The organism is Arenibacter algicola (genome assembly GCF_000733925.1).
Taxonomy (GTDB): domain Bacteria; phylum Bacteroidota; class Bacteroidia; order Flavobacteriales; family Flavobacteriaceae; genus Arenibacter; species Arenibacter algicola.
Genome location: NZ_JPOO01000003.1, coordinates 450,181 through 470,821 on the forward strand (window position 1 = coordinate 450,181; position 20,641 = coordinate 470,821).

The window sequence follows — 20,641 nt, forward strand, 5'->3', positions numbered from 1 at the left end:
TAAAAATACCCATAACTTCATATTTTTGATGGAGGATTGGGATAAGGAGATGGAAAAAAAATGGTTTACAATTTCAGTATACTCCGAGAACAGCGTTGGACTACTGAACAGAATATCAGGGATATTTTTAAAACGTCACATAAACATTGAGAGTCTAAATGTTTCAAAATCGGAAATAGACCACGTTTCAAAATTCACCATTGTGGTATACACTACAGAAGATTGGGTGCGTAATATTGTGGGACAGGTGGAAAAGCAAATTGAGGTAATCAAAGCTTTCTATCATACCGATGAAGAAACCATATATCAGGAGTCGGCATTATTCAAAGTGGCTTCCACCTTATTGTTCGATGAGCGAAATATCCAAAATATTATAAAGGATAGTAATTCCCAAATTGTTACGGTGTCACGAGATTTCTTTGTTTTGGCAAAGACCGGAAGAAGAAATGAAATTGATGACATGTACCAACAACTGAAGCCCTATGGCATTATGCAATTTGTGCGTTCCGGAAGAATTGCGGTTACAAAATCCGAAATGAAAATTTCATCATTATTAAAAGAGTTTAATCAATAAATAATCAACCCCGAGACAGATCGGGAAATAAAATCGAGTTTAAAAAATGGCAAATTACTTTAATACACTATCATTAAGGGAACAACTTACTCAATTAGGGAAATGTAGATTTATGGATTCTACGGAATTTTCTGATGGTGTATCCGCTTTAAAAGGGAAGAAAATTGTAATCGTAGGTTGTGGTGCCCAAGGTCTTAACCAAGGTCTAAATATGCGCGATTCCGGATTGGACATTTCATATGCCTTAAGAGGTGCGGCTATAAAGGAAAAAAGACAGTCTTTTATAAACGCAAGTGAAAATGGCTTTAACGTAGGCACCTACGAGGAACTTATTCCAACAGCCGATGTAGTTATCAACTTAACTCCGGACAAACAACACACCAGTGTGGTTTCTACAGTTATGCCCCTAATGAAAAAAGGAGCTACATTATCCTACTCGCACGGTTTTAATATTGTAGAGGAAGGTATGCAGATCCGTGAAGACTTAACCGTTATTATGGTGGCACCAAAATGCCCAGGATCTGAAGTACGTGAAGAATACAAAAGAGGCTTTGGTGTTCCTACCCTTATTGCTGTACACCCGGACAACGACCCTCAAGATAAAGGATTGGCCCAGGCAAAAGCCTATGCAGTTGCCACTGGCGGACATAAGGCCGGTGTTTTGGAATCATCCTTTGTTGCTGAAGTAAAATCCGATTTAATGGGTGAGCAGACCATACTTTGTGGCTTGCTGCAAACAGGTTCTATTCTTTGTTTTGATAAAATGATTGAAAAGGGAATCGACGCTGGATATGCTTCCAAGTTGATTCAGTACGGATGGGAAACCATTACAGAAGGTCTTAAATATGGCGGTATCACCCATATGATGGATCGTTTGTCCAACCCTGCAAAGATCAAGGCTTTTGAACTTTCAGAAGAATTAAAAGATATAATGCGTCCTCTTTTCCATAAGCATATGGACGACATCATGAGCGGCCATTTTTCAAAAACTATGATGGAAGACTGGGCCAATGATGATAAAAACCTATTGACCTGGAGAGCAGCAACCGGAGAGACCGCTTTCGAAAAAACTCCAGCTGGATCAATGAAAATTTCTGAACAGGAATTTTATGACCACGGTGTACTAATGGTGGCTATGGTAAGAGCAGGTGTAGAACTGGCTTTTGAATCCATGACCGAATCGGGAATTATTGCCGAATCCGCTTACTACGAGTCATTACATGAAACTCCATTGATAGCCAATACCATTGCTAGAAAAAAATTGTTTGAAATGAACAGGGTTATATCCGACACAGCTGAATACGGCTGCTATTTGTTTGATCACGCCTGTAAGCCTCTATTGGCCGATTTCATGAAAACAATAGATACAGATGTCATAGGAAAACATTTTGCCGACCAAAAACATCTAAGTGTGGACAACGCAAAACTAATTGCTGTAAACAAAGCTTTACGCGAGCATCCCGTAGAGATTGTAGGAGCAAGGTTGCGTGCATCCATGACCGCTATGAAACCTATAGTATAATTAAACTTAACTAATTATGAGGCCTGCCAAGTTTAATTAACTCGGCAGGCCTTTGTTTATATATGCATTTATGAAACCTTATTTTCCCAAAATAGAAGACATCAGGAAGGCGGCCGAAACCATTAGGCAAGTTGCAGATATCACTCCATTGACTCAGAGCATTAGATATTCCAAGGCTTATGATGCCAATATTCTTTTAAAAAGGGAAGATTTACATAGGGTAAGAAGTTATAAAATAAGAGGGGCATTCAATAAGATCAGTTCCCTAACCAAAGAAGAAACGGTGAACGGAGTGGTATGTGCCAGCGCCGGAAACCATGCCCAGGGTGTTGCTTTTGCCTGTAATCATTTAGGAATAAAAGGAACCATATATATGCCATCGGTGACCCCTAAACAAAAGGTTGAACAAACAAAGTTGTTTGGAGGGGATTGGGTAACTGTGGTCCTTGAAGGGGATACCTTTGATGATTCCTCCAATGCGGCAAAAAAGTTCTGTGCTGCTGAAAAAAAGACATATATCCATCCTTTTGATGACCCCAAAATTATTGAGGGACAGGCTACAGTTGGCTTGGAAATATTGGAACAGACCAAAAAGCCTATAGACTATGTCTTTGTGGCTGTTGGTGGCGGCGGATTGGCCTCGGGCCTCTGTGCTGTATTCAAGACATTATCGCCACAAACAAAAATTATTGGCGTAGAACCGGAAGGAGCCCCGTCTATGAAAACTTCCATAGAAAAGGGAGTTAACACCGAACTGGAACACATAGACAAATTTATTGACGGTGCGGCCGTAAAACGCGTGGGAAACCTTACGTTTAATATTTGTAAGGAATACCTTCACGATATGGTAACCGTTCCGGAAGGCAAGGTTTGCCAGACCATTTTGGATCTTTACAACAGGGACGCCATAGTTGTGGAACCGGCAGGAGCACTTACGATTACCGTTTTGGACGATTTTAAGGAAGAAATAAAAGGTAAAAACGTGATCTGCATTGTAAGTGGAAGTAACAATGATATTACACGAACGGCTGAGATAAAGGAACGCGCCTTGCTTTACGGCAAATTAAAACATTACTTTATTATACGCTTTCCCCAAAGACCGGGTGCGTTGAAGGAGTTCGTTGTGGATATTTTAGGGCCCACGGATGATATTACCCATTTTGAATATTCAAAAAAATCGAGTCGGGAGAATGCTCCGGCAGTGGTGGGCATAGAATTAAAAAGCCCAGAAGATTTGGCACCCCTAATTAAAAGGATGAAGGACAATAATTTTTTTGGGGACTACATTAACGATAAACCAGATTTGTTTCAGTATTTAATTTAATAACATTTGGGACAATTTTTATGATATTGCAAAATGCGAAATCCTTTTCGTGACTTTACTTCAAATATTCTACCAGATTTATAGGGAATTAAAATTATCGTTTTATTAATTTAGTGGTCTGATAGTTTAATTTCAATAGTTTCATCTTTCAAAAAAAAAGAATCACTTATGGGCAAATCGGGCATACCTGCAGAACACACAATAAACGAGGTTATTCATCAAAGAACCTATCTTATCAATGGTGAATTAAGGGCTTGGAACGGGAACACCTCTGAGGTGTACTCCACCATATCCAGCACAGAAAAATATGCCCCAACATTACTGGGAAGTATCCCGGACATGGAGGAAAAGGAAGCTTTGGAAGCTCTGGATGCAGCCCTAGTGGCATACAACAAAGGTAAGGGCATCTGGCCTACCATGCGGGTAAAGGAACGCATAGACTGCATGGAGATTTTTGTAAAGAAAATGCAGACCAAGAGGGATGAAATTGTTAAACTTTTAATGTGGGAAATTGGAAAATCGCTTCCAGACTCCCAGAAGGAGTTCGACAGAACCGTGGAGTATATTAATGATACCATCGAGGATTACAAGCAACTTGATCGGGATAACGCCAAATTTGAAAAAAACGATGGTGTTTATGCACATATTAGGCGGGGACCTCTTGGGGTCGTACTCTGTTTAGGACCATACAACTATCCTTTGAACGAAACTTTTGCCTTGCTTATTCCTGCTATAATTATGGGGAATACTACCATTTTTAAGCCAGCGAAACATGGGGTTTTATTGATCACACCATTGTTGGAGGCTTTTCAATCCAGTTTCCCAAAAGGGGTAGTGAATATTGTATTTGGTAGGGGTAGGGCAGTAGCCGCCCCAATAATGAAGACAGGAAAAGTTGATGTTTTGGCCTTGATAGGCAATAGTAAATCGGCGAATGCGCTGCAAAATCAACATCCTAAAAGCAATAGATTGCGCTTGGTACTTGGATTGGAAGCTAAAAACCCGGCTATAATACTACCCGACGCCGATTTGGATTTAACCATAGACGAATGTATTGCAGGTACCTTGTCCTTTAACGGTCAACGTTGTACCGCACTAAAAATAATCTATGTACACGAGGATATTGCCGCGGAATTTAATAAAAGATTTTCTGAAAGGGTAGATGCTTTAAAATTTGGAAACCCCTGGGAAGATGGTGTTAAGTTAACCCCTTTGCCCGAACCAGGTAAGCCCGCCTATATACAGGAATTGATAGATGACGCCAGGGAAAAAGGTGCCAAGATATTGAATAAAAAAGGGGGCACACATTCCGACAATTATATTTGGCCAGCTATATTATTTCCCGTTAACAAGGAAATGCGGGTCTATCAGGAAGAGCAATTTGGTCCGGTAATTCCAATCGTGACCTTTAAGGATATTGAAGAACCTTTAGACGATATGGCAGAATCCAATTATGGACAACAGGTGAGTTTGTTCGGAAGGGATGTATACGCCATAGCTCCCTTAATAGATACCTTGGTGAACTTGGTATGTAGGGTAAACCTGAACAGTTCTTGTCAACGTGGCCCGGATGTTTATCCATTTACCGGACGAAAGGATTCTGCCCAAGCCACCCTAAGTGTCTATGATGCATTACGTTCCTTTTCTATTAGAACCTTTGTAGCCTTTAAGGACAACGAACTTAATAATGAAACCGTAGAACAGCTGTTAGAGTCCAAATTGTCCAATTTTATTAGTACCGACTACATTCTATAGCCGATATTTTATTTTAGTTTTATCGGAACTTGAAAATTTTCTAAAAACTAAAGCCCAACTTGATATTTATCTCGTGGGCTTTAGTTTTTTTTATATCATATCTGTACAGATGACTATTGAATATACTTTTGCTGCAGAATGGATGTCAATGTTTTGAATAATTCCGTTGGATTAAAAGGTTTGCATATAAGCCCATCTATTCCGTATTCCCCCAGCTGATTTTTAATATCCATTCCTGTGGAAGCAGACAGCGCGTAAATGGGCATAACCTTATTGAGCGGATTGTTCGAGTCCCTAATTGCCTTGCTGGCCTCAAAACCATTCATTACCGGCATTTGAAGGTCCATCAAAATCATATCATAGGTATTCTCCAGGGCCTTATTAAGTGCAATTAGTCCATTTTCGGCTATTTCAAAATCTACCTGCCATTTGGAGAGAAATTTTTCAATGACCATAATATTCACCTTATTATCCTCGGCCACGAGAATTCTGGTCCCTTTTAGATTATCCTGCTCATGAAATGACTTGGCGTCAAAGGAATAGATATCCTCCTGATGATCGGTCATGCTGCTCTTTTGAAGTTTCAACTTAAAACTAAAGGTAGATCCTTTGCCAACCTCGCTCTCCAATTCAAGATCGCTGTCCATAATTTCCAACAATCGCTTACAGATGGCCAGTCCCAGACCTGTACCTCCATACTTTCTTGTAGTATCGGAATTGGCCTGGGCGAACGAGAGAAATATTTTATCCTTTTTATCTTCGGGAATACCAATTCCCGTATCCGATATTACAAATTCCAAAAAGTAGAAATCCTCCTTTACTTCCAGCACTTCTATATCCACCTTAACCTTACCCTCTTCGGTAAACTTAATGGCATTACTTACCAAATTGGTCAGGATTTGTGACAATCTGGTACTGTCACCGATAAATGTTTTTGGAATTGAAGTATCCTTCTTGATAAGCAACCGAATATCCTTTTCTTTTGCCGTATTGTGGAATATACTTCCCAAACCGTTCAGCACCTGATTTAAACTAAAATCCCTTTCTTCCAATTCCAATTGTCCGGATGCAATTTTGTTAAAATCCAAAATATCATTTACCAAACACAGTAAATGCTCGGAAGAGTGCTTTAAAGTACTTAGGTTTTCCAACTGCTCCGGTTTAGGATTTTCCAAAAGTAGCAGGTGACTTATACCTATGACCGCATTTAACGGAGTTCTTATCTCATGAGACATAGTGGTCAAAAACTCGTCCTTGGCCTTATTGGCCATAGATTCCTTCTCCTTGGCTTCAATTAGGGCCAATTCTGTTTCCTTTATTTTGCTAATATCTACAATAGCCCCTATATACCCCTCAATATTTCCGTCTTCGGACATAATGACCTTCAAGGAAAAATCCAACCATTTATGTTCTCCGGTAATAATTTGAGACTTAAACGATTTGCTTATGGTCTTAAAATTGGGAGTCCTAAGGTCTATAAGGTTTTTTAAATCGTTTCCTTGCTCATCCTTTAGGAATTGGTAGTAAGGTTTCCCTAAACAATCTTTAACCTTATAACCTGTCAACTTTCTCCAGGCAGGGTTCAGATAGGACCAATTGCCATTCAGGTCCATTTCAAAAATAACATCCTTGATGTTTCCGGCCACTTTGGACAATTGTCCTGAAATGGACTCCACACTGTTTTTTAACTGCTGGTTCGTCTGGAACAACTCTTGCGAACTTTTCTCCAAAACATTCTCAACCTGCTCCAAATCACAATCATAAGCCTTGTATGCTTCATCCACTTGATGCAATAAAGGGGCGATAAGATCTAGAGTACTATCATCCAAATCTATCTTTTTTAACTGTCTTTTGAGAAGTCTGTGGTAATTATTGCTCATTCAGAAAATGTTGTTATCGTCATTGTTTGATTGTGCAGTGTACATGGCGAAAACTTATCAAAGGGGGCAATTTCCCCGTACGAATAGAAACCCGTGGTATAGATATCATTGCCAAATACTTCATTTACTGCCTCTACCTCTTCCTCCACCAATTGTTTCATAACCAATCTTCGCCCTACACAGCTTATCAAGAAAGCCAACTGATGTTGATCTTCCGTACTATTCTTGGCAGTTATGGCAGATTGTTCCGCACCACCTATAATTCTATCAATATTGGCCTTCATTAGTCTTACATAGGAACCTTGGGGAATGTTTCCCGCAAAAGTGAGACTTCCATTTTTCTCATCAACGGACAAAATAGTCCTTACCACTGGTATTTGATTATCTTCATCCCTCATGCTCAAAGGAAATAACAGACCCGATCCAGGCAAATCCTTTGCCATGTCTCCTAAAAATGATTTATACAGCTCCAATGCCGGTTGCCCATCCAATTCATAGAGCACATTGTTGGTAGATTTCGTTACCAATCTTTCAATACCAAAACTGTCCCAACCTCCCTTGGATGCAAATCCTATACTTAGTTCCGGGCCGTACAAACCCAGGGCAACTATCTTTTTGGAAGCCACTTTATTCCCGGAAATGACAAGGGTATTCTCAAAGTTTGAACAATCGCCTGCCAAACCGCCAGTAATACTTACAGACTTATCCAAATCGGAATGCAACCCCTTTACCAATTCTGCCCCATTTACAATAAGTCCATCGCTGAGTACGAAAATATGTCTCAAATCTGGCCCCATTAATTTGCTACTAATAGCCTTACCTGCCTCATAACTATCCAGATTGCAAGCAACTAGATCAACTTCCTCGATTCTCAGTTTCGTCTTTTCAAACTTAACCGCAGTTAGGGCAATCGTAGAATCCAACACCTCATTTCCCAAGATCTCTCCAGCAGTGGAACAACCAATTAGAATAGCACCTTCAAATTTACATGCAAGTTTGCTTACAAATTCTTCCGTACCAATAAAGGTTGGAGACGCGAAAAGAAAAAACACATCAGGAACAAATTTCAAATCCAAATGATCAAGGTCCTGGAGATGAAGTACTTTATGCTGATATATTTTCATGATGATAAATTTTGTAAGAAAAATCTTCTTTTATATATGGTATCAACGTTTAATAATCATAAATCGTATAGATTTTGAAATTTAATGGGAGATACCACTAGTCTAATGTATTTATGATTTATGCAAAAAAAATTACTACCCTTCCGACTGGCAATTAGTCCTTTTGGCCGCCATTGATAAAAAATTTAGACCATAGAGGCTGTAAAAAGTCGAACCCATTAAGTATTAAATGTTTGCCAAAAAAACACCAAAACTACTATAAACACACGCAGTGTGATTAAAGAGTATTACTTTTGCCGATTTTTGCAGGATATAAATGAATATAAATAGGATAATTATCCATAGCTACACGAAAATACCTTGTAGTAATATTGTACCTGTATTAATGTCTTAAATAATAATATTATGAGTATGGACAAATCGAACAAAAAAGCGCTACTTGCCCTAGGGGTAGGAGGCTTTGGTATAGGGATGACCGAGTTTGTGATAATGGGTATTCTACCGGACGTGGCCAATTCTCTTCAAATAAGTATACCTCAAGCAGGTCATTTTATATCGGCCTATGCCTTGGGCGTAGTAATTGGTGCCCCAACTTTAACAGCTCTGAGCGGAAAGTGGCCAGCACATAAAGTGTTGTTATATCTAATGATATGGTTTACGGTTTTCAACACCCTTTCAGCATTTTCAACGAACTATGTTACTTTAATGGTTGCTAGATTCTTGTCTGGATTGCCACATGGAGCATTTTTTGGAATTGGTGCTGTAGTGGCCGGAAAGTTGGCGAAAGAAGGGAAAGCAGCACAGGCCATAGCCACCATGTTTGCCGGCCTAACCATAGCCAACGTTATAGGGGTCCCGATTGGCACCTACTTAGGTCATCATTATAACTGGAACCTATCATTTCTAATGGTTGGTATTGTAGGAGTCATAGCACTTCTCAGCATCTACTTTTGGATGCCTAAAATGGAAAAATCGTCTTCCGACGGATTCTTCAAGGATTTAAAGGTTTTTAAGAGAGTGGAAATTTGGTTGCTCATTTTACTTACCACTATTGGGACTGGGGGATTCTTTGCCTGGTATAGCTATATAGCCCCCTTGTTGACCAACGTATCCGGACATTCTGAAAGTATGGTGAGTTATGCCATGATTTTGGCCGGTGTAGGAATGGTGTTCGGTAATTTCATTGGCGCTAAAATGGCAGAGATTTTTAGCCCCTTGAAGGCAGTTATCATCAGCTTATCCTTAATGGTAATGGTACTGCTGATAAACTTCCTGGTTGCTGCAAATCCAGTAGCCATATTAATCTTAACCTTCATAATAGGAATCGTTTCCTTTATGGTAGGCACACCAATTCAATTGGCCATTATAAAGGCTTCCAAAGGATCTGAGATGTTGGGGTCTTCCATGAATCAGAGTGCCTTCAATATGGGCAATGCCTCTGGAGCATTCTTTGCCGGATTGCCCATAGCCATGGGATTTGGATTTACCTCTGCAAGCTTGGTCGGGGCCTTAATGGCCGGCACAGGCATTACAATTGCCGTATTGATCTTGGTGTTTTCTAAAAATAGAGCCGTCAACACCAAACGAAAAATCGCTTTTAATTCTTAAGGTTCAGAAAAAACCATTAAAACATAAAAGAGGGCGGCTAATTGTTTTTAGGCGCCCTCTTTTTATAGATTCCTGTCTACACAGGAATGACAGTTATATTATTAAACATTTTTAGCCAACCAATCGCCAACTTCACTAGTCTTATAAGCATTTCCTCCTTCTGCCAAATCTTCAGTAACAAAACCTTCTGCAAGAGATTTGTTTACTACATCACGAATGGCCTGTGCCTCTTCCTTCAAGTCAAAATCTTCGAACATCATGGCAGCTGATAGTACCGTGGCCAATGGGTTTGCTATATCCTTACCTGCAGCCTGTGGATATGACCCGTGAATAGGTTCATATAACCTAACTTTGCTTCCTACGGAAGCCGATGGCATCAATCCCATAGACCCAGATATTACTGAGGCCTCATCCGTTAAAATATCCCCAAAAAGATTTTCAGTTATTATTACATCATACCCTTTTGGCCATTGCACCAATCGCATAGCTACGGCATCTACAAATTCATAGGAAACTGTTACTTCTGGGTAATCTTTTTCCATGGCTTGAACTGTTTCACGCCATAGACGTGAAGATTCCAAAACATTGGCCTTATCAACACAACAAAGTCTTTTGGATCGGGACATAGCCATTTCAAAGCCTTTTTTTGCCAAACGCTGAATTTCCGCACGGGTATAGGTCATTGTGTCAAAGGCAGTATTCCCATTATCCTTACGCCCACGTTCCCCAAAATACACGCCGCCTGTCAATTCCCTGAGAATAATCAAATCCGTACCCTCGATGCGCTCACGTTTCAAAGGGGATTTATCTATAAGTGAAGGGAAAGTAAAAGTAGGTCTAACATTGGCAAACAAACCTAATTTTTGTCTCATTTTCAACAATCCCTGTTCTGGACGTACCTTGGCAGAGGGATCGTTGTCGAATCTTGGGTGCCCGATCGCCCCGAATAAAACGGCATCCGCAGCTTCACAAACGGCATGGGTTTCATCCGGATAAGGCTCTCCAACCGCATCAATTGCTGCTGCACCGGTAAGGGCAGGCGTCCAGCTTATCTCGTGATTGTATTTCTTGGCTATGGCATTGGATACTTTTACCGCTTGATCAATTACTTCAGGACCTATTCCATCTCCTGCTAAAAGGGCAATATTTAATTTCATTCAGTTTTGCTTTTTGCCAAACGTTTATTCGACTGGCTTGGTTATAATTGTTTGTGTTTTTCCTAGATTATATTCAACATTTTCTCGGTGGCCTTTATGGCTGAAACAGTTTGATCGGAGTCCAGCCCCCTGGAAATAAATTCCTTATCGCCCCTTTTCCAAGTAATAATGGTTTCACAGAGTGCATCGGAATTACTGCCTGGCGGAATTCGCACCGCGTAATCCACCAAAGTGGGCAATTCCAATTTTTTGGATTTGTATACTTTTCTCAATGCATTCATAAAGGCATCGTATTGTCCGTCGCCCTGAGCGTGCTCCTCTATAAGTTCACCATTAATTTCGAGGGCCAGGGTAGTGGAGGGCTTTAAACCTTTCGAATGGGTGAGTACATATGATTTAACAAAAACCTTTTGCTGATAGGTATCGCTATCCAAAACATCGGAAATAATATAGGGGAGGTCCTCCTTGGTTACCTTTTCCTTTTTATCTCCCAATTCAATAATACGTGCCGTAACCTTTTTTAACTCATCATCATTGAGCGTTAATCCCAACTCCTGTAAGTTCTTTTGAATGTTGGCCTTTCCCGAAGTTTTACCTAAGGCGTACTTACGTTTTCTACCAAATCTCTCCGGCATTAAATCATTGAAGTACAAGTTTTTCTTACTGTCCCCATCTGCATGGATTCCTGCAGTTTGAGTAAAAACATTATCCCCTACGATAGGCTTGTTAGCAGGAATTCCAAATCCGGTAAAGGCAGAAACCAACTTGCTCACCTTATATAGGGAAGATTCGTTCACGGCCACCTCTATTTCGGGCATAAAATCGTTGATTACCGCTATAGCACTTGCCATTGGCGCGTTACCAGCCCTTTCACCCATTCCGTTAACGGTTAAATGAAGTCCATGGCAACCTGCTTTAATTGCCTCCATTACATTGGAAACACTTAAATCATAATCGTTATGCCCATGAAAATCGAAATGCATATTGGGATAACGCTGTACTATTTCCGATATAAACTTATATGTTTCTGTGTAGGTCAGGATTCCCAAAGTGTCGGGCAACAAAACCCTTCTTACTGGCTGAGTGGACAGAAAATCTATAAATTGGAATACGTATTCCTTTGAATTTCGCATCCCATTGCTCCAGTCTTCCAAATATACATTGGTAGAGATACCTTCCTTGGCCGCTTCTGCAATGGCCTTTTCTATTTCGCTAAAATGTTGTTCCGGAGTTTTTTTAAGCTGGTGTGTTAGGTGGTTCATAGAACCTTTGGTCAAAAGATTCTGGACCTTGGCACCAGATTTTTTCATCCAATCAATAGAAACACCCCCATCCACGAATGTCAATACCTCAACACGGTTAATATACCCTTTGGTATTGGCCCATTCGGTAATCTGTTGTACCGCTGAAAGTTCTCCCTCCGATACCCTGGCAGAAGCTACTTCAATTCTATCTACATTCAACTCATCCAACAATAACTTAGCCAAGGTAAGCTTTTCGGATGCAGAAAAGGACACCCCAGAGGTCTGTTCGCCATCCCGAAGGGTGGTGTCCATTATTTCAATTATTCTTCGTTTCATTTATGCAGAACTAGTAACCGTATGTCTATTGTCCAATAACTTAAAAACAGTATAATGCCTTTTAATCTATCAAGAAGAGGATGAACCTCCACTTAATATGAGGTACATTTACTGCAACCCAATACTTTACAAGGGAGTATCTTCGGCAAATTCCCTAATATTCTCCTTTATGTTCAAAAGATAATCAATATCATCAAAGCCGTTAAGCATATTATCTTTTTTGTAATTGTTGATATCAAAGCTTTCGGATTCACCAGTAGTTGTCAAAGTAATGGTCTGTTCCGGTAGATTGACTACCAATTCTGTTTTTGGATCCGCATAGATTGCCTCAAATATTTTTTCTAAAAACGGAGCACTTACCTGTACCGGCAATACCCCAATGTTTAGACAGTTGTTCTTAAAAATATCTGCAAAAAAACTGGATACCACACATCTAAATCCATAATCGTAAACTGCCCAAGCAGCATGTTCCCTAGAAGAACCGGATCCAAAGTTTTTGCCCCCAACCAATATTTTACCACTAAAGGTAGGATTGTTCAATACAAAATCCTCTTTTGGACTATTATCCGGATTGTAGCGCCAATCCCTGAACAAATTGTCCCCAAAACCTTTGCGCTCCGTTGCCTTAAGAAAACGGGCAGGAATTATTTGATCCGTATCCACATTTTCAATAGGAAGCGGAACCGCTGTTGTTTTAAGTATATTAAATTTATCGTATGCCATGTTATTTAAACTTAGGTGCCCAGCGCCCAGCGCTAGACGAAAATTAAACTTTATTTTATCACAAAATTATTTTGACCTCTTTAAAACCTTCTTGAAGCTCTTCCAAAAAAATACCGTTCCCAGTCACCACAATTTATGAGGAATGCCTTAAACATTGCCAAAATTGCATTGAGGTATTAAACCAATTCCTCTTGCATCAACTCCCTTGGATCTGTTACCTTTCCGGTAACGGCCGCAGCAGCTGCCACCAACGGACTTGCCAAAAGTGTTCTTGACCCAGGGCCTTGTCTACCTTCAAAATTTCTATTTGAGGTACTCACGGCATATTTCCCTGCAGGAACCTTATCATCGTTCATGGCCAAGCATGCAGAGCAACCCGGTTCACGTAATTCAAAACCAGCTTCGTGCAAAATGTCCAAAATTCCTTCTTCCTTGATGGCAGATTCCACTTTATGGGATCCAGGTACTAACCAAGCAGTAACATTATCTGCTTTTTTTCTGCCCTTAACTATGGAAGCAAAGGCTCTAAAGTCTTCGATACGGCCATTGGTACAACTTCCCAAAAACACAAAATCAATTGGCTTTCCAATCATGTTATCGCCCTCATTAAAGGCCATATATTGAAGTGATTTTTTATAAGTGGCAACACCACCCTCCACAGATTCGGCCTGTGGAATACCATTGGAAATTCCGATACCCATTCCTGGATTGGTACCATAGGTAATCATAGGTTCTATATCGGCAGCATCAAAAGTTATTTCTTTGTCAAAAGTAGCATCCTCATCCGTTTTAAGGGTTTTCCAATATTCCATGGCTTTGTCCCAGTCGGCACCTACAGGAGTAAATTCCCGTCCTTTGATATATTCGAAAGTTTTTTCGTCCGGGGCGATCATCCCTCCACGGGCACCCATTTCAATACTTAGGTTACAAACAGTCATCCTACCTTCCATAGTCATGTTCCTAAAAACATCACCTGCATACTCCACAAAATATCCCGTAGCACCAGAGGTCGTTAATTTGGAAATTATATAAAGGGCCACATCTTTGGGGGTAACGCCCTTACTAAGTTTTCCATTGACATTGATACGCATAGATTTGGCCTTCTGCTGCATAATACACTGGGTGGCCAATACCATTTCCACCTCGGAAGTTCCTATACCAAATGCAATAGCTCCAAATGCGCCATGGGTAGAGGTATGAGAATCACCACATACAATGGTAGCACCGGGTTGGGTAATTCCGTATTCCGGACCTACCACGTGCACAATCCCATTTTTTTCATGCCCAAGTCCCCAATAGGAAATACCGTGAGCCTTGGAATTTTCTTCCAATGCTTTTAGTTGATTGGCCGAAAGTGGATCTTTAACCGGCAAATGCTGGTTAATGGTAGGAGTGTTATGATCTGCAGTGGCAAAAGTACGCCCTGGATACATTACTGGAATACCCCTACTTTTTATACCTAGAAATGCTACCGGACTAGTAACTTCATGAACCATGTGACGGTCTATGAACAGGACATCCGGCCCATTTTCAATCTTATGAACAACATGGGAATCCCATACTTTATCAAATAACGTTTTCTTCATTTTATAGGGTTATGATTTATGATCTTAGATTTAATATTCGCAACAAGGCACTTTGCCTACTTTTTTAATAGCATGCAAAATTAAGACTATCTTGGAAATCATTGAAATTAATATAGGAATAATTACGATGTTCAACATAAAAGTTGCCGAATGTTTGGAATATAACCCAATCTTTTTTTGATATGACATTTAGCCGTCAATCCCATATTTGGGACGAATAATTTAGGGCAGGACCCGGAACACTAAAACCCCAATTATTAACAATAAAAAAGGTGGTCAAAACCAGTTCGACCACCTTTTTAAAATATCTTTTTTTTATTACCTAGCAGCTTTATCCACCTTTAGACGGGCATCCCTGTTGGCTATTTCCCATGCGGTAAGAAAAACCAGTCTGGTTCTATTTTCCAGCAGGTCATAATTAATTTTATCCGGTGTATCCCCTGGTTGGTGATAGTCGGCGTGAGTTCCATTAAAGTAGAATATGATAGGAATATTATTCTTTGCAAAATTGTAATGATCACTTCTGTAGTAGAATCGGTTGGGATCATTTTCATCGTTATAAGTATAGTCCAATTCAATATTCATATACTTCTTGTTGACCTCTTCCGATAGATTATGAAGTTCCGTGCTCAACTTATCCGAACCAATTAAATAAATATAATTCCTATCTCCCGTACGATTAGGGTCTATTCTCCCTATCATATCAATATTTAAATCGGCCACCGTTTGGGACAAAGGAAAAATTGGGTCGTGATCAGCGTAATATTTAGATCCCAAAAGACCTTTTTCCTCTCCTGTAACATGGAGAAAAACAACAGATCGTTTTGGACCATTGCCTTCATCGGCTGCTTTTTTAAAGGCCTCCGCAATCTCCAAAAGTCCAACGGTTCCAGAGCCATCGTCGTCAGCACCATTATAAATTTCCCCCTCATTGTTTACTCCAACGTGATCAAGATGGGCCGAAATTATAACATACTCATCAGGTTTTTCCGAACCTTTTATTACCGCAACCACATTCTCGGATTCCACATCTTTACTATCACTTTCAATATTCAGCATCAATTTGACGGAAACGTTTTTGGAAGTATTTTCCGATAAAATATTTGGGAGAATGGCGTTAGCCACCATGCTATCGATAAAAAAGCTGAAAAAATCATTTTGGACTTCATCTTTCAAACCCATACTGCCTCCATCTTGCCGCTGCATAAAATTAAACCTATTTTTAAAGCGACCGTAGTTGGCCTCATCAAAATACATTACCCCAATGGCACCCTTGTTGGAAGCCAATTCCATTCTTTTTCCAATCGATTCCGACATATTGCTCCAAACAGATGCCTCATTGGAACCTGAAAGGGCATAGGTACCATCCTCATTCATAGGTTCCCCTGCCTTAACCAAAACTATTTTACCCTTTACATCCACGTTGGCATAATCCGAGTAATCCTCTTCTTCTATACCATAGTTTACATAAACGATATTGTCATAACTACCCGTAGCAGCAGTAAATGTCAGCAAGCCTTCCCCATTTTCGTATTCCTTACCGTTTATGGTAACAGATCCCTTAGGTAATTTACTTATGACCAAGGGAACATTTTGAAAATAATTTCCATCAGATTGGGCAGCAGGAATGCCAAGCTCTACATATTCTGCCTTAAGATATTCCACTGCCAATTTTTGCCCTGGTTCTCCAGTGTCCCTTCCTTCAAATTCGTCTGAAGCATAAGTATAAAGATGTTCCTTTAGTTCGGCCTCCGTAATGGATTGAGCATAAACCATGGGGTCTACACTGTTAACTACTGGTTCAATTTGTTGGGAAATGGTTTTTTGCGATGAGTTGCAGGCCATGGAAAGTCCTAACGCAACAAACAGTATCTTTTTCATTCAGCTATTTTTAATTAATTCAGAATTTTCCAAAAATAGGGAAATCTTAAAGAAAGAATCTTACTATTTTTATAAAACTGTTTGGACTCTTAATGTAGGTGCTCCATGAGCGGTACTTATACCAAAAATCTGGAACTGTGATCAAGACCAAAAGCTTTCCATTAGTTTTGGATGATGTAAAACCTACATTGTTTATTAAGCTGTTTCCCCCCAACCTAAGACCCAATAAGTTAATATTCTCTCAAATTCGGCTAATATTTCTCTATTTTAGGGTTTGTGGTTGTATTAAATTTGTAAATCATTATAAAAATCTTTGTCATGCAAATAAAATGGGAAGGCGTAATGCCAGCAGTTACCACCAAATTCACGAAAGAGGACACCTTGGACCTCGAAATGTTCGAAATCAATATAAAGGCACAGCTGAAAGCTGGGGTCAGTGCAATTATCTTGGGCGGTACCCTAGGAGAAGCCAGCACCCTAACAGATGATGAGAAGAAGATATTGATTCAGGAGACTGTGAGAATTGTTGACGGTAACATACCTGTAATCATAAACATAGCCGAACAAACCACCAAAGGTGCCATTGAAGCAGCTTCAAAAGCTAAAAAATATGGGGCCAGTGGTCTAATGATGCTTCCCCCTATGCGATACAAGGCTAATGACTTTGAAACGGTAACCTACTTTAAGGAGGTAGCCAAGAGCACAGATTTACCTATAATGATATACAATAATCCTGTAGATTACGGTATAGAAGTGACTTTGGATATGTTCGAAGAATTGTTGACCATGCCCAACATACAAGCCGTGAAGGAATCTACCCGCGATATCTCGAACATCACGCGGATCAAAAATAGATTTGGCGACCGCTTAAAAGTGTTGACAGGCGTTGACACTTTAGGGCTGGAAAGCGTTCTTATGGGTGCGGACGGCTGGGTTGCCGGACTGGTCTGTGCCTTTCCTGCAGAAACTGTAGCCATTTATAGCTTGGCAAAAGCTGGAAAAATTAAGGAAGCATTGGCCATATATAGATGGTTTTTACCATTATTGGAACTGGACATCAACCCTCAGTTGGTACAAAATATAAAATTGGCCGAAGTAGCTACAGGCATAGGAACTGAGCAAGTAAGGGCCCCTAGACTACCTCTTCAAGGCGAGGAAAGAAAAAAGGTATTGAAAATAATTGAAGAAGGGATAAAGACAAGGCCAACCCTTCCTGAGTATAAACCAGAATTGGTTTAACCTAATTATAACATAAAAAACTTTCTAAAGTGTTACTTTAGTCAAGGAAATTCAAGCTCATCTGAGCGTATAATTATAACAGATTCACAATGATTACAGGGAAAAACTATATTGGAGTAGATACATCGGCCAAGAACAGTAGAACATATTCAACTTTCAATCCAAAATTAAATAAACCTACGGAATGGATTTTCCATGAGGCTTCCCAAGAAGAGGTAAATGCCGCTGTAGACAAGGCGGCACTTGCATTTGAAACCTATGGCAAATTTCCAGACGCCAAAAAAGCCGAATTTTTAAAGGCTATTGCCAGTGAAATTGAAGCCTTGGGTGATGAATTGATTTCGGTTTATGTCCAGGAATCCGGATTACCTGAAGGTAGGGCAAAAGGGGAGCGAGGAAGAACTATGGGACAACTACGGGCTTTTGCTACCTTGTTGGAGGAAGGTTCTTGGGTAGAGGCCACTATAGATACCGCACAACCAGATAGGGAACCATTGCCAAAAGTAGACATCAGAAAAATGCTGCTTCCCATTGGCCCCATTGCAGTATTTGGCGCCAGTAATTTTCCATTGGCCTTTTCCACTGCCGGGGGAGATACCGCCAGTGCCTTGGCTTCTGGCTGCCCTGTAATTGTAAAAAGTCACCCAATGCATGCCGGCACAGGAGAGTTGGTAGCCTCGGCCATTGCTAAAGCAGCAAAAAAGACGGGGATGCCGGATGGTGTTTTCTCCAACCTAAATAGTAGAGATTCTGAGGTAGGACAATTATTGACCATGCACCCAAAAGTAAAAGGGGTAGGTTTTACAGGGAGTACCAATGGAGGTATGGCCCTTTATAAATTGGCCTCGCAAAGAAAAGAGCCGATTCCGGTATTTGCCGAGATGGGCAGTATTAACCCAGTAGTGGTGCTATCCTCAGCCTTGGAACAAAAAAGCTCCGAATGGGCTTCGCAATACGCGGGTTCCATTGTATTGGGAGCTGGACAATTTTGTACTAATCCAGGACTTATAATAGGGATAAAAGGACAGGCCCTCGATGGTTTTATAGCCAACCTTGGCAAGGAAATAGAAAAACTGGAGCCTACTTGCATGTTACACCCCAACATTTACGAAGGTTACGAAAAAGGTAAAAAGGAATTGTCTTCCCAGCCCAAAACAGCGGAAGTGGCTGCTTATAAAGGTGAAACTGCCCCTAATTTCGGTGAACAAAAAATATTGACCGTTGCTGCGCAAGACTTTTTGGACAATCCCGTGTTACATAAGGAGGTTTTTGGTCCGTTTTCAATTGTTGTACAATGCCAGGACAAAGCGGAATTGGTTACCGTAATCCAGCATTTGGAAGGACAGTTAACAGGAACTATTCTAGGGACGGAAACCGAGATAAAAACGAGTCCAGAGGTAGTGAGCGCTTTGGTAAATAGGGTAGGGCGTATAATCTTTAACGGGGTCCCCACCGGAGTGGAAGTTTGCCCGTCAATGATGCATGGCGGCCCATTTCCTTCCACTACGGACAGCAGGTTCACCTCCGTTGGAACTTCGGCCATAAGACGATGGGTCAGGCCAGTATCTTTCCAAAGTTGGCCCGAAGAAATATTACCGGATGCCTTAAAGAATAATAATCCTTTGGACATTATGAGGCTAGTAAACGGTGAGCACAGCAAACAGAAGATTTAGACTAATGCCCAGAAAGACTTTTTTTTGTGTGGATGCCCATACCTGCGGTAATCCCGTTAGGGTAGTTGCAGGGGGAGGACCTAATCTCCTTGGCGCGGACATGAGCGAAAAACGCCAACATTTTTTAAAGGAGTACGATTGGATTAGGAAAGGACTAATGTTTGAACCCCGCGGCCATGACATGATGAGCGGAAGTATTTTTTTCCCGCCTTCCGATCCGGCCAACGATTTTGGCATCCTGTTTATAGAAACCAGTGGTTGTCTCCCCATGTGCGGACATGGTACCATAGGTGCAATTACCATAGGGATAGAGGAAGGGCTACTTTCTCCAAAAGAGCCAGGGAAAATAAGAATGGAAACTCCAGCGGGCTTGGTAAATATTGAATATCAACAAACCGGCAAAAAGGTGGATTGGGTAAAGTTGACCAATGTTAAATCATACCTTGCCGCGTCCGATCTTACCGTGAGTTGTTCAGATTTAGGGGATCTCGTTTTTGATGTCTCCTATGGGGGCAACTATTATGCTATTATTGATCCCCAAAAAAATTTTAAGGGCATTCAGGATTACTCCGCTGGCAAATTGGTCCAGTACAGTCAGGAAATAAGGGAGAAAATAAATCTTAAATACCCCCACAAGTTTATACATCCAGAGAACCCAACCATCAATGGTGTTAGTCATATAGAATGGACAGGGAACACCATATCACCGGATGCCACCGCTAGAAATGCCGTTTTTTATGGGGATAAGGCTATAGACAGATCTCCCTGTGGTACCGGTACCTCTGCACGAATGGCACAATGGCACGCCAAGGGCAAGCTAAAAGTAGGGGATGAGTTTATCCATGAAAGTTTTATCGGATCCCAATTTGTTGGAAAAGTGGAGGAAGAAACTACTTTGGCGGGAAAGACGGCCATCATTCCCAGTATTAAAGGATGGGCACAGGTTTATGGTTATAACAATATCATTATTGATGATGATGATCCCTATGCACACGGTTTTCAAGTAATTTAAGAT

At 40.6% G+C, this 20,641-nt stretch carries 15 protein-coding genes; 8 read left to right on the plus strand and 7 right to left on the minus strand.

Features of this window, described 5'->3' with window-relative positions; genetic code table 11:
* Nucleotides 1–49: 49 nt before the first annotated feature.
* The 4 genes from ilvN to U735_RS0112135 all read left to right on the plus strand — a co-directional run bounded on the left by ilvN (nt 50) and on the right by U735_RS0112135 (nt 5,175).
* A complete protein-coding gene (gene ilvN / locus U735_RS0112120) occupies nt 50–574 on the plus strand; it encodes an acetolactate synthase small subunit (RefSeq protein WP_031444068.1) in 525 nt (174 codons plus the stop codon).
* Nucleotides 575–620: 46 nt separating this feature from the next.
* Complete coding sequence (gene ilvC / locus U735_RS0112125) at nt 621–2,096, plus strand: ketol-acid reductoisomerase (protein ID WP_031444069.1); 1,476 nt, start codon at nt 621–623, stop codon at nt 2,094–2,096.
* Between the two features lie 70 nt (nt 2,097–2,166).
* Nucleotides 2,167–3,420, plus strand: coding sequence for a threonine ammonia-lyase IlvA (ilvA, locus tag U735_RS0112130; RefSeq protein ID WP_031444070.1), 1,254 nt, complete (start codon nt 2,167–2,169; stop codon nt 3,418–3,420).
* 168 nt (nt 3,421–3,588) lie between these two features.
* Nucleotides 3,589–5,175, plus strand: coding sequence for an NADP-dependent glyceraldehyde-3-phosphate dehydrogenase (locus U735_RS0112135; RefSeq protein ID WP_031444071.1), 1,587 nt, complete (start codon nt 3,589–3,591; stop codon nt 5,173–5,175).
* 113 nt (nt 5,176–5,288) lie between these two features.
* Here the strand turns inward: U735_RS0112135 and U735_RS0112140 are convergent, their stop codons facing one another.
* Nucleotides 5,289–7,055 (minus strand): PAS domain-containing hybrid sensor histidine kinase/response regulator, encoded by a 1,767-nt coding sequence (locus U735_RS0112140; RefSeq protein WP_051892116.1) that lies wholly within the window; start codon nt 7,053–7,055, stop codon nt 5,289–5,291.
* Nucleotides 7,052–8,179, minus strand: coding sequence for an FIST signal transduction protein (locus U735_RS0112145; protein ID WP_031444073.1), 1,128 nt, complete (start codon nt 8,177–8,179; stop codon nt 7,052–7,054). The genes U735_RS0112140 and U735_RS0112145 overlap by 4 nt, the downstream gene beginning before the upstream one ends.
* A gap of 411 nt (nt 8,180–8,590) precedes the next feature.
* Here U735_RS0112145 and U735_RS0112150 point away from each other — a divergent pair, with 411 nt between their 5' ends.
* Nucleotides 8,591–9,787 carry an MFS transporter gene (locus U735_RS0112150; RefSeq protein ID WP_146032795.1) on the plus strand — a complete coding sequence of 399 codons (1,197 nt, stop codon included), beginning with the start codon at nt 8,591–8,593 and terminating at the stop codon, nt 9,785–9,787.
* Nucleotides 9,788–9,888: 101 nt separating this feature from the next.
* Here U735_RS0112150 and leuB read toward each other — a convergent pair whose 3' ends face one another.
* The 5 genes from leuB to U735_RS0112175 form a co-directional block, all read right to left on the minus strand.
* Nucleotides 9,889–10,944 carry a 3-isopropylmalate dehydrogenase gene (leuB, locus tag U735_RS0112155; RefSeq protein ID WP_031444075.1) on the minus strand — a complete coding sequence of 352 codons (1,056 nt, stop codon included), beginning with the start codon at nt 10,942–10,944 and terminating at the stop codon, nt 9,889–9,891.
* 62 nt (nt 10,945–11,006) lie between these two features.
* Complete coding sequence (locus U735_RS0112160; RefSeq protein WP_031444076.1) at nt 11,007–12,524, minus strand: alpha-isopropylmalate synthase regulatory domain-containing protein; 1,518 nt, start codon at nt 12,522–12,524, stop codon at nt 11,007–11,009.
* Nucleotides 12,525–12,650: 126 nt separating this feature from the next.
* Nucleotides 12,651–13,247: a 3-isopropylmalate dehydratase small subunit gene (gene leuD / locus U735_RS0112165; RefSeq protein ID WP_031444077.1), complete on the minus strand. Its 597-nt coding sequence runs from the start codon at nt 13,245–13,247 to the stop codon at nt 12,651–12,653.
* 176 nt (nt 13,248–13,423) lie between these two features.
* A complete protein-coding gene (leuC, locus tag U735_RS0112170) occupies nt 13,424–14,833 on the minus strand; it encodes a 3-isopropylmalate dehydratase large subunit (RefSeq protein ID WP_031444078.1) in 1,410 nt (469 codons plus the stop codon).
* A gap of 318 nt (nt 14,834–15,151) precedes the next feature.
* A complete protein-coding gene (locus tag U735_RS0112175; RefSeq protein ID WP_031444079.1) occupies nt 15,152–16,714 on the minus strand; it encodes a M28 family peptidase in 1,563 nt (520 codons plus the stop codon).
* Nucleotides 16,715–17,032: 318 nt separating this feature from the next.
* Between U735_RS0112175 and U735_RS0112180 the strand changes: the two genes are divergently transcribed.
* The 3 genes from U735_RS0112180 to U735_RS0112190 all read left to right on the plus strand — a co-directional run bounded on the left by U735_RS0112180 (nt 17,033) and on the right by U735_RS0112190 (nt 20,638).
* Nucleotides 17,033–17,953 (plus strand): dihydrodipicolinate synthase family protein, encoded by a 921-nt coding sequence (locus U735_RS0112180; protein WP_031444080.1) that lies wholly within the window; start codon nt 17,033–17,035, stop codon nt 17,951–17,953.
* A gap of 89 nt (nt 17,954–18,042) precedes the next feature.
* Nucleotides 18,043–19,626, plus strand: coding sequence for an aldehyde dehydrogenase (NADP(+)) (locus U735_RS0112185; protein ID WP_031444081.1), 1,584 nt, complete (start codon nt 18,043–18,045; stop codon nt 19,624–19,626).
* Between the two features lie 4 nt (nt 19,627–19,630).
* Complete coding sequence (locus U735_RS0112190; protein ID WP_031444082.1) at nt 19,631–20,638, plus strand: 4-hydroxyproline epimerase; 1,008 nt, start codon at nt 19,631–19,633, stop codon at nt 20,636–20,638.
* Nucleotides 20,639–20,641 lie beyond the last annotated feature (3 nt).

What these genes read in the sequence shown, in the direction of transcription:
- U735_RS0112185 (WP_031444081.1), top strand. Translation starts at nt 18,043, where the DNA reads ATGATTACAGGGAAAAACTATATTGGAGTAGATACATCGGCCAAGAAC.
- U735_RS0112135 (WP_031444071.1), top strand. Translation starts at nt 3,589, where the DNA reads ATGGGCAAATCGGGCATACCTGCAGAACACACAATAAACGAGGTTATT.
- ilvN (WP_031444068.1), top strand. Translation starts at nt 50, where the DNA reads ATGGAAAAAAAATGGTTTACAATTTCAGTATACTCCGAGAACAGCGTT.
- leuD (WP_031444077.1), bottom strand. Translation starts at nt 13,247, where the DNA reads ATGGCATACGATAAATTTAATATACTTAAAACAACAGCGGTTCCGCTT.
- U735_RS0112150 (WP_146032795.1), top strand. Translation starts at nt 8,591, where the DNA reads ATGGACAAATCGAACAAAAAAGCGCTACTTGCCCTAGGGGTAGGAGGC.
- U735_RS0112160 (WP_031444076.1), bottom strand. Translation starts at nt 12,524, where the DNA reads ATGAAACGAAGAATAATTGAAATAATGGACACCACCCTTCGGGATGGC.
- leuC (WP_031444078.1), bottom strand. Translation starts at nt 14,833, where the DNA reads ATGAAGAAAACGTTATTTGATAAAGTATGGGATTCCCATGTTGTTCAT.
- U735_RS0112145 (WP_031444073.1), bottom strand. Translation starts at nt 8,179, where the DNA reads ATGAAAATATATCAGCATAAAGTACTTCATCTCCAGGACCTTGATCAT.
- U735_RS0112190 (WP_031444082.1), top strand. Translation starts at nt 19,631, where the DNA reads ATGCCCAGAAAGACTTTTTTTTGTGTGGATGCCCATACCTGCGGTAAT.
- ilvC (WP_031444069.1), top strand. Translation starts at nt 621, where the DNA reads ATGGCAAATTACTTTAATACACTATCATTAAGGGAACAACTTACTCAA.
- U735_RS0112175 (WP_031444079.1), bottom strand. Translation starts at nt 16,714, where the DNA reads ATGAAAAAGATACTGTTTGTTGCGTTAGGACTTTCCATGGCCTGCAAC.
- leuB (WP_031444075.1), bottom strand. Translation starts at nt 10,944, where the DNA reads ATGAAATTAAATATTGCCCTTTTAGCAGGAGATGGAATAGGTCCTGAA.
- ilvA (WP_031444070.1), top strand. Translation starts at nt 2,167, where the DNA reads ATGAAACCTTATTTTCCCAAAATAGAAGACATCAGGAAGGCGGCCGAA.
- U735_RS0112180 (WP_031444080.1), top strand. Translation starts at nt 17,033, where the DNA reads ATGCAAATAAAATGGGAAGGCGTAATGCCAGCAGTTACCACCAAATTC.
- U735_RS0112140 (WP_051892116.1), bottom strand. Translation starts at nt 7,055, where the DNA reads ATGAGCAATAATTACCACAGACTTCTCAAAAGACAGTTAAAAAAGATA.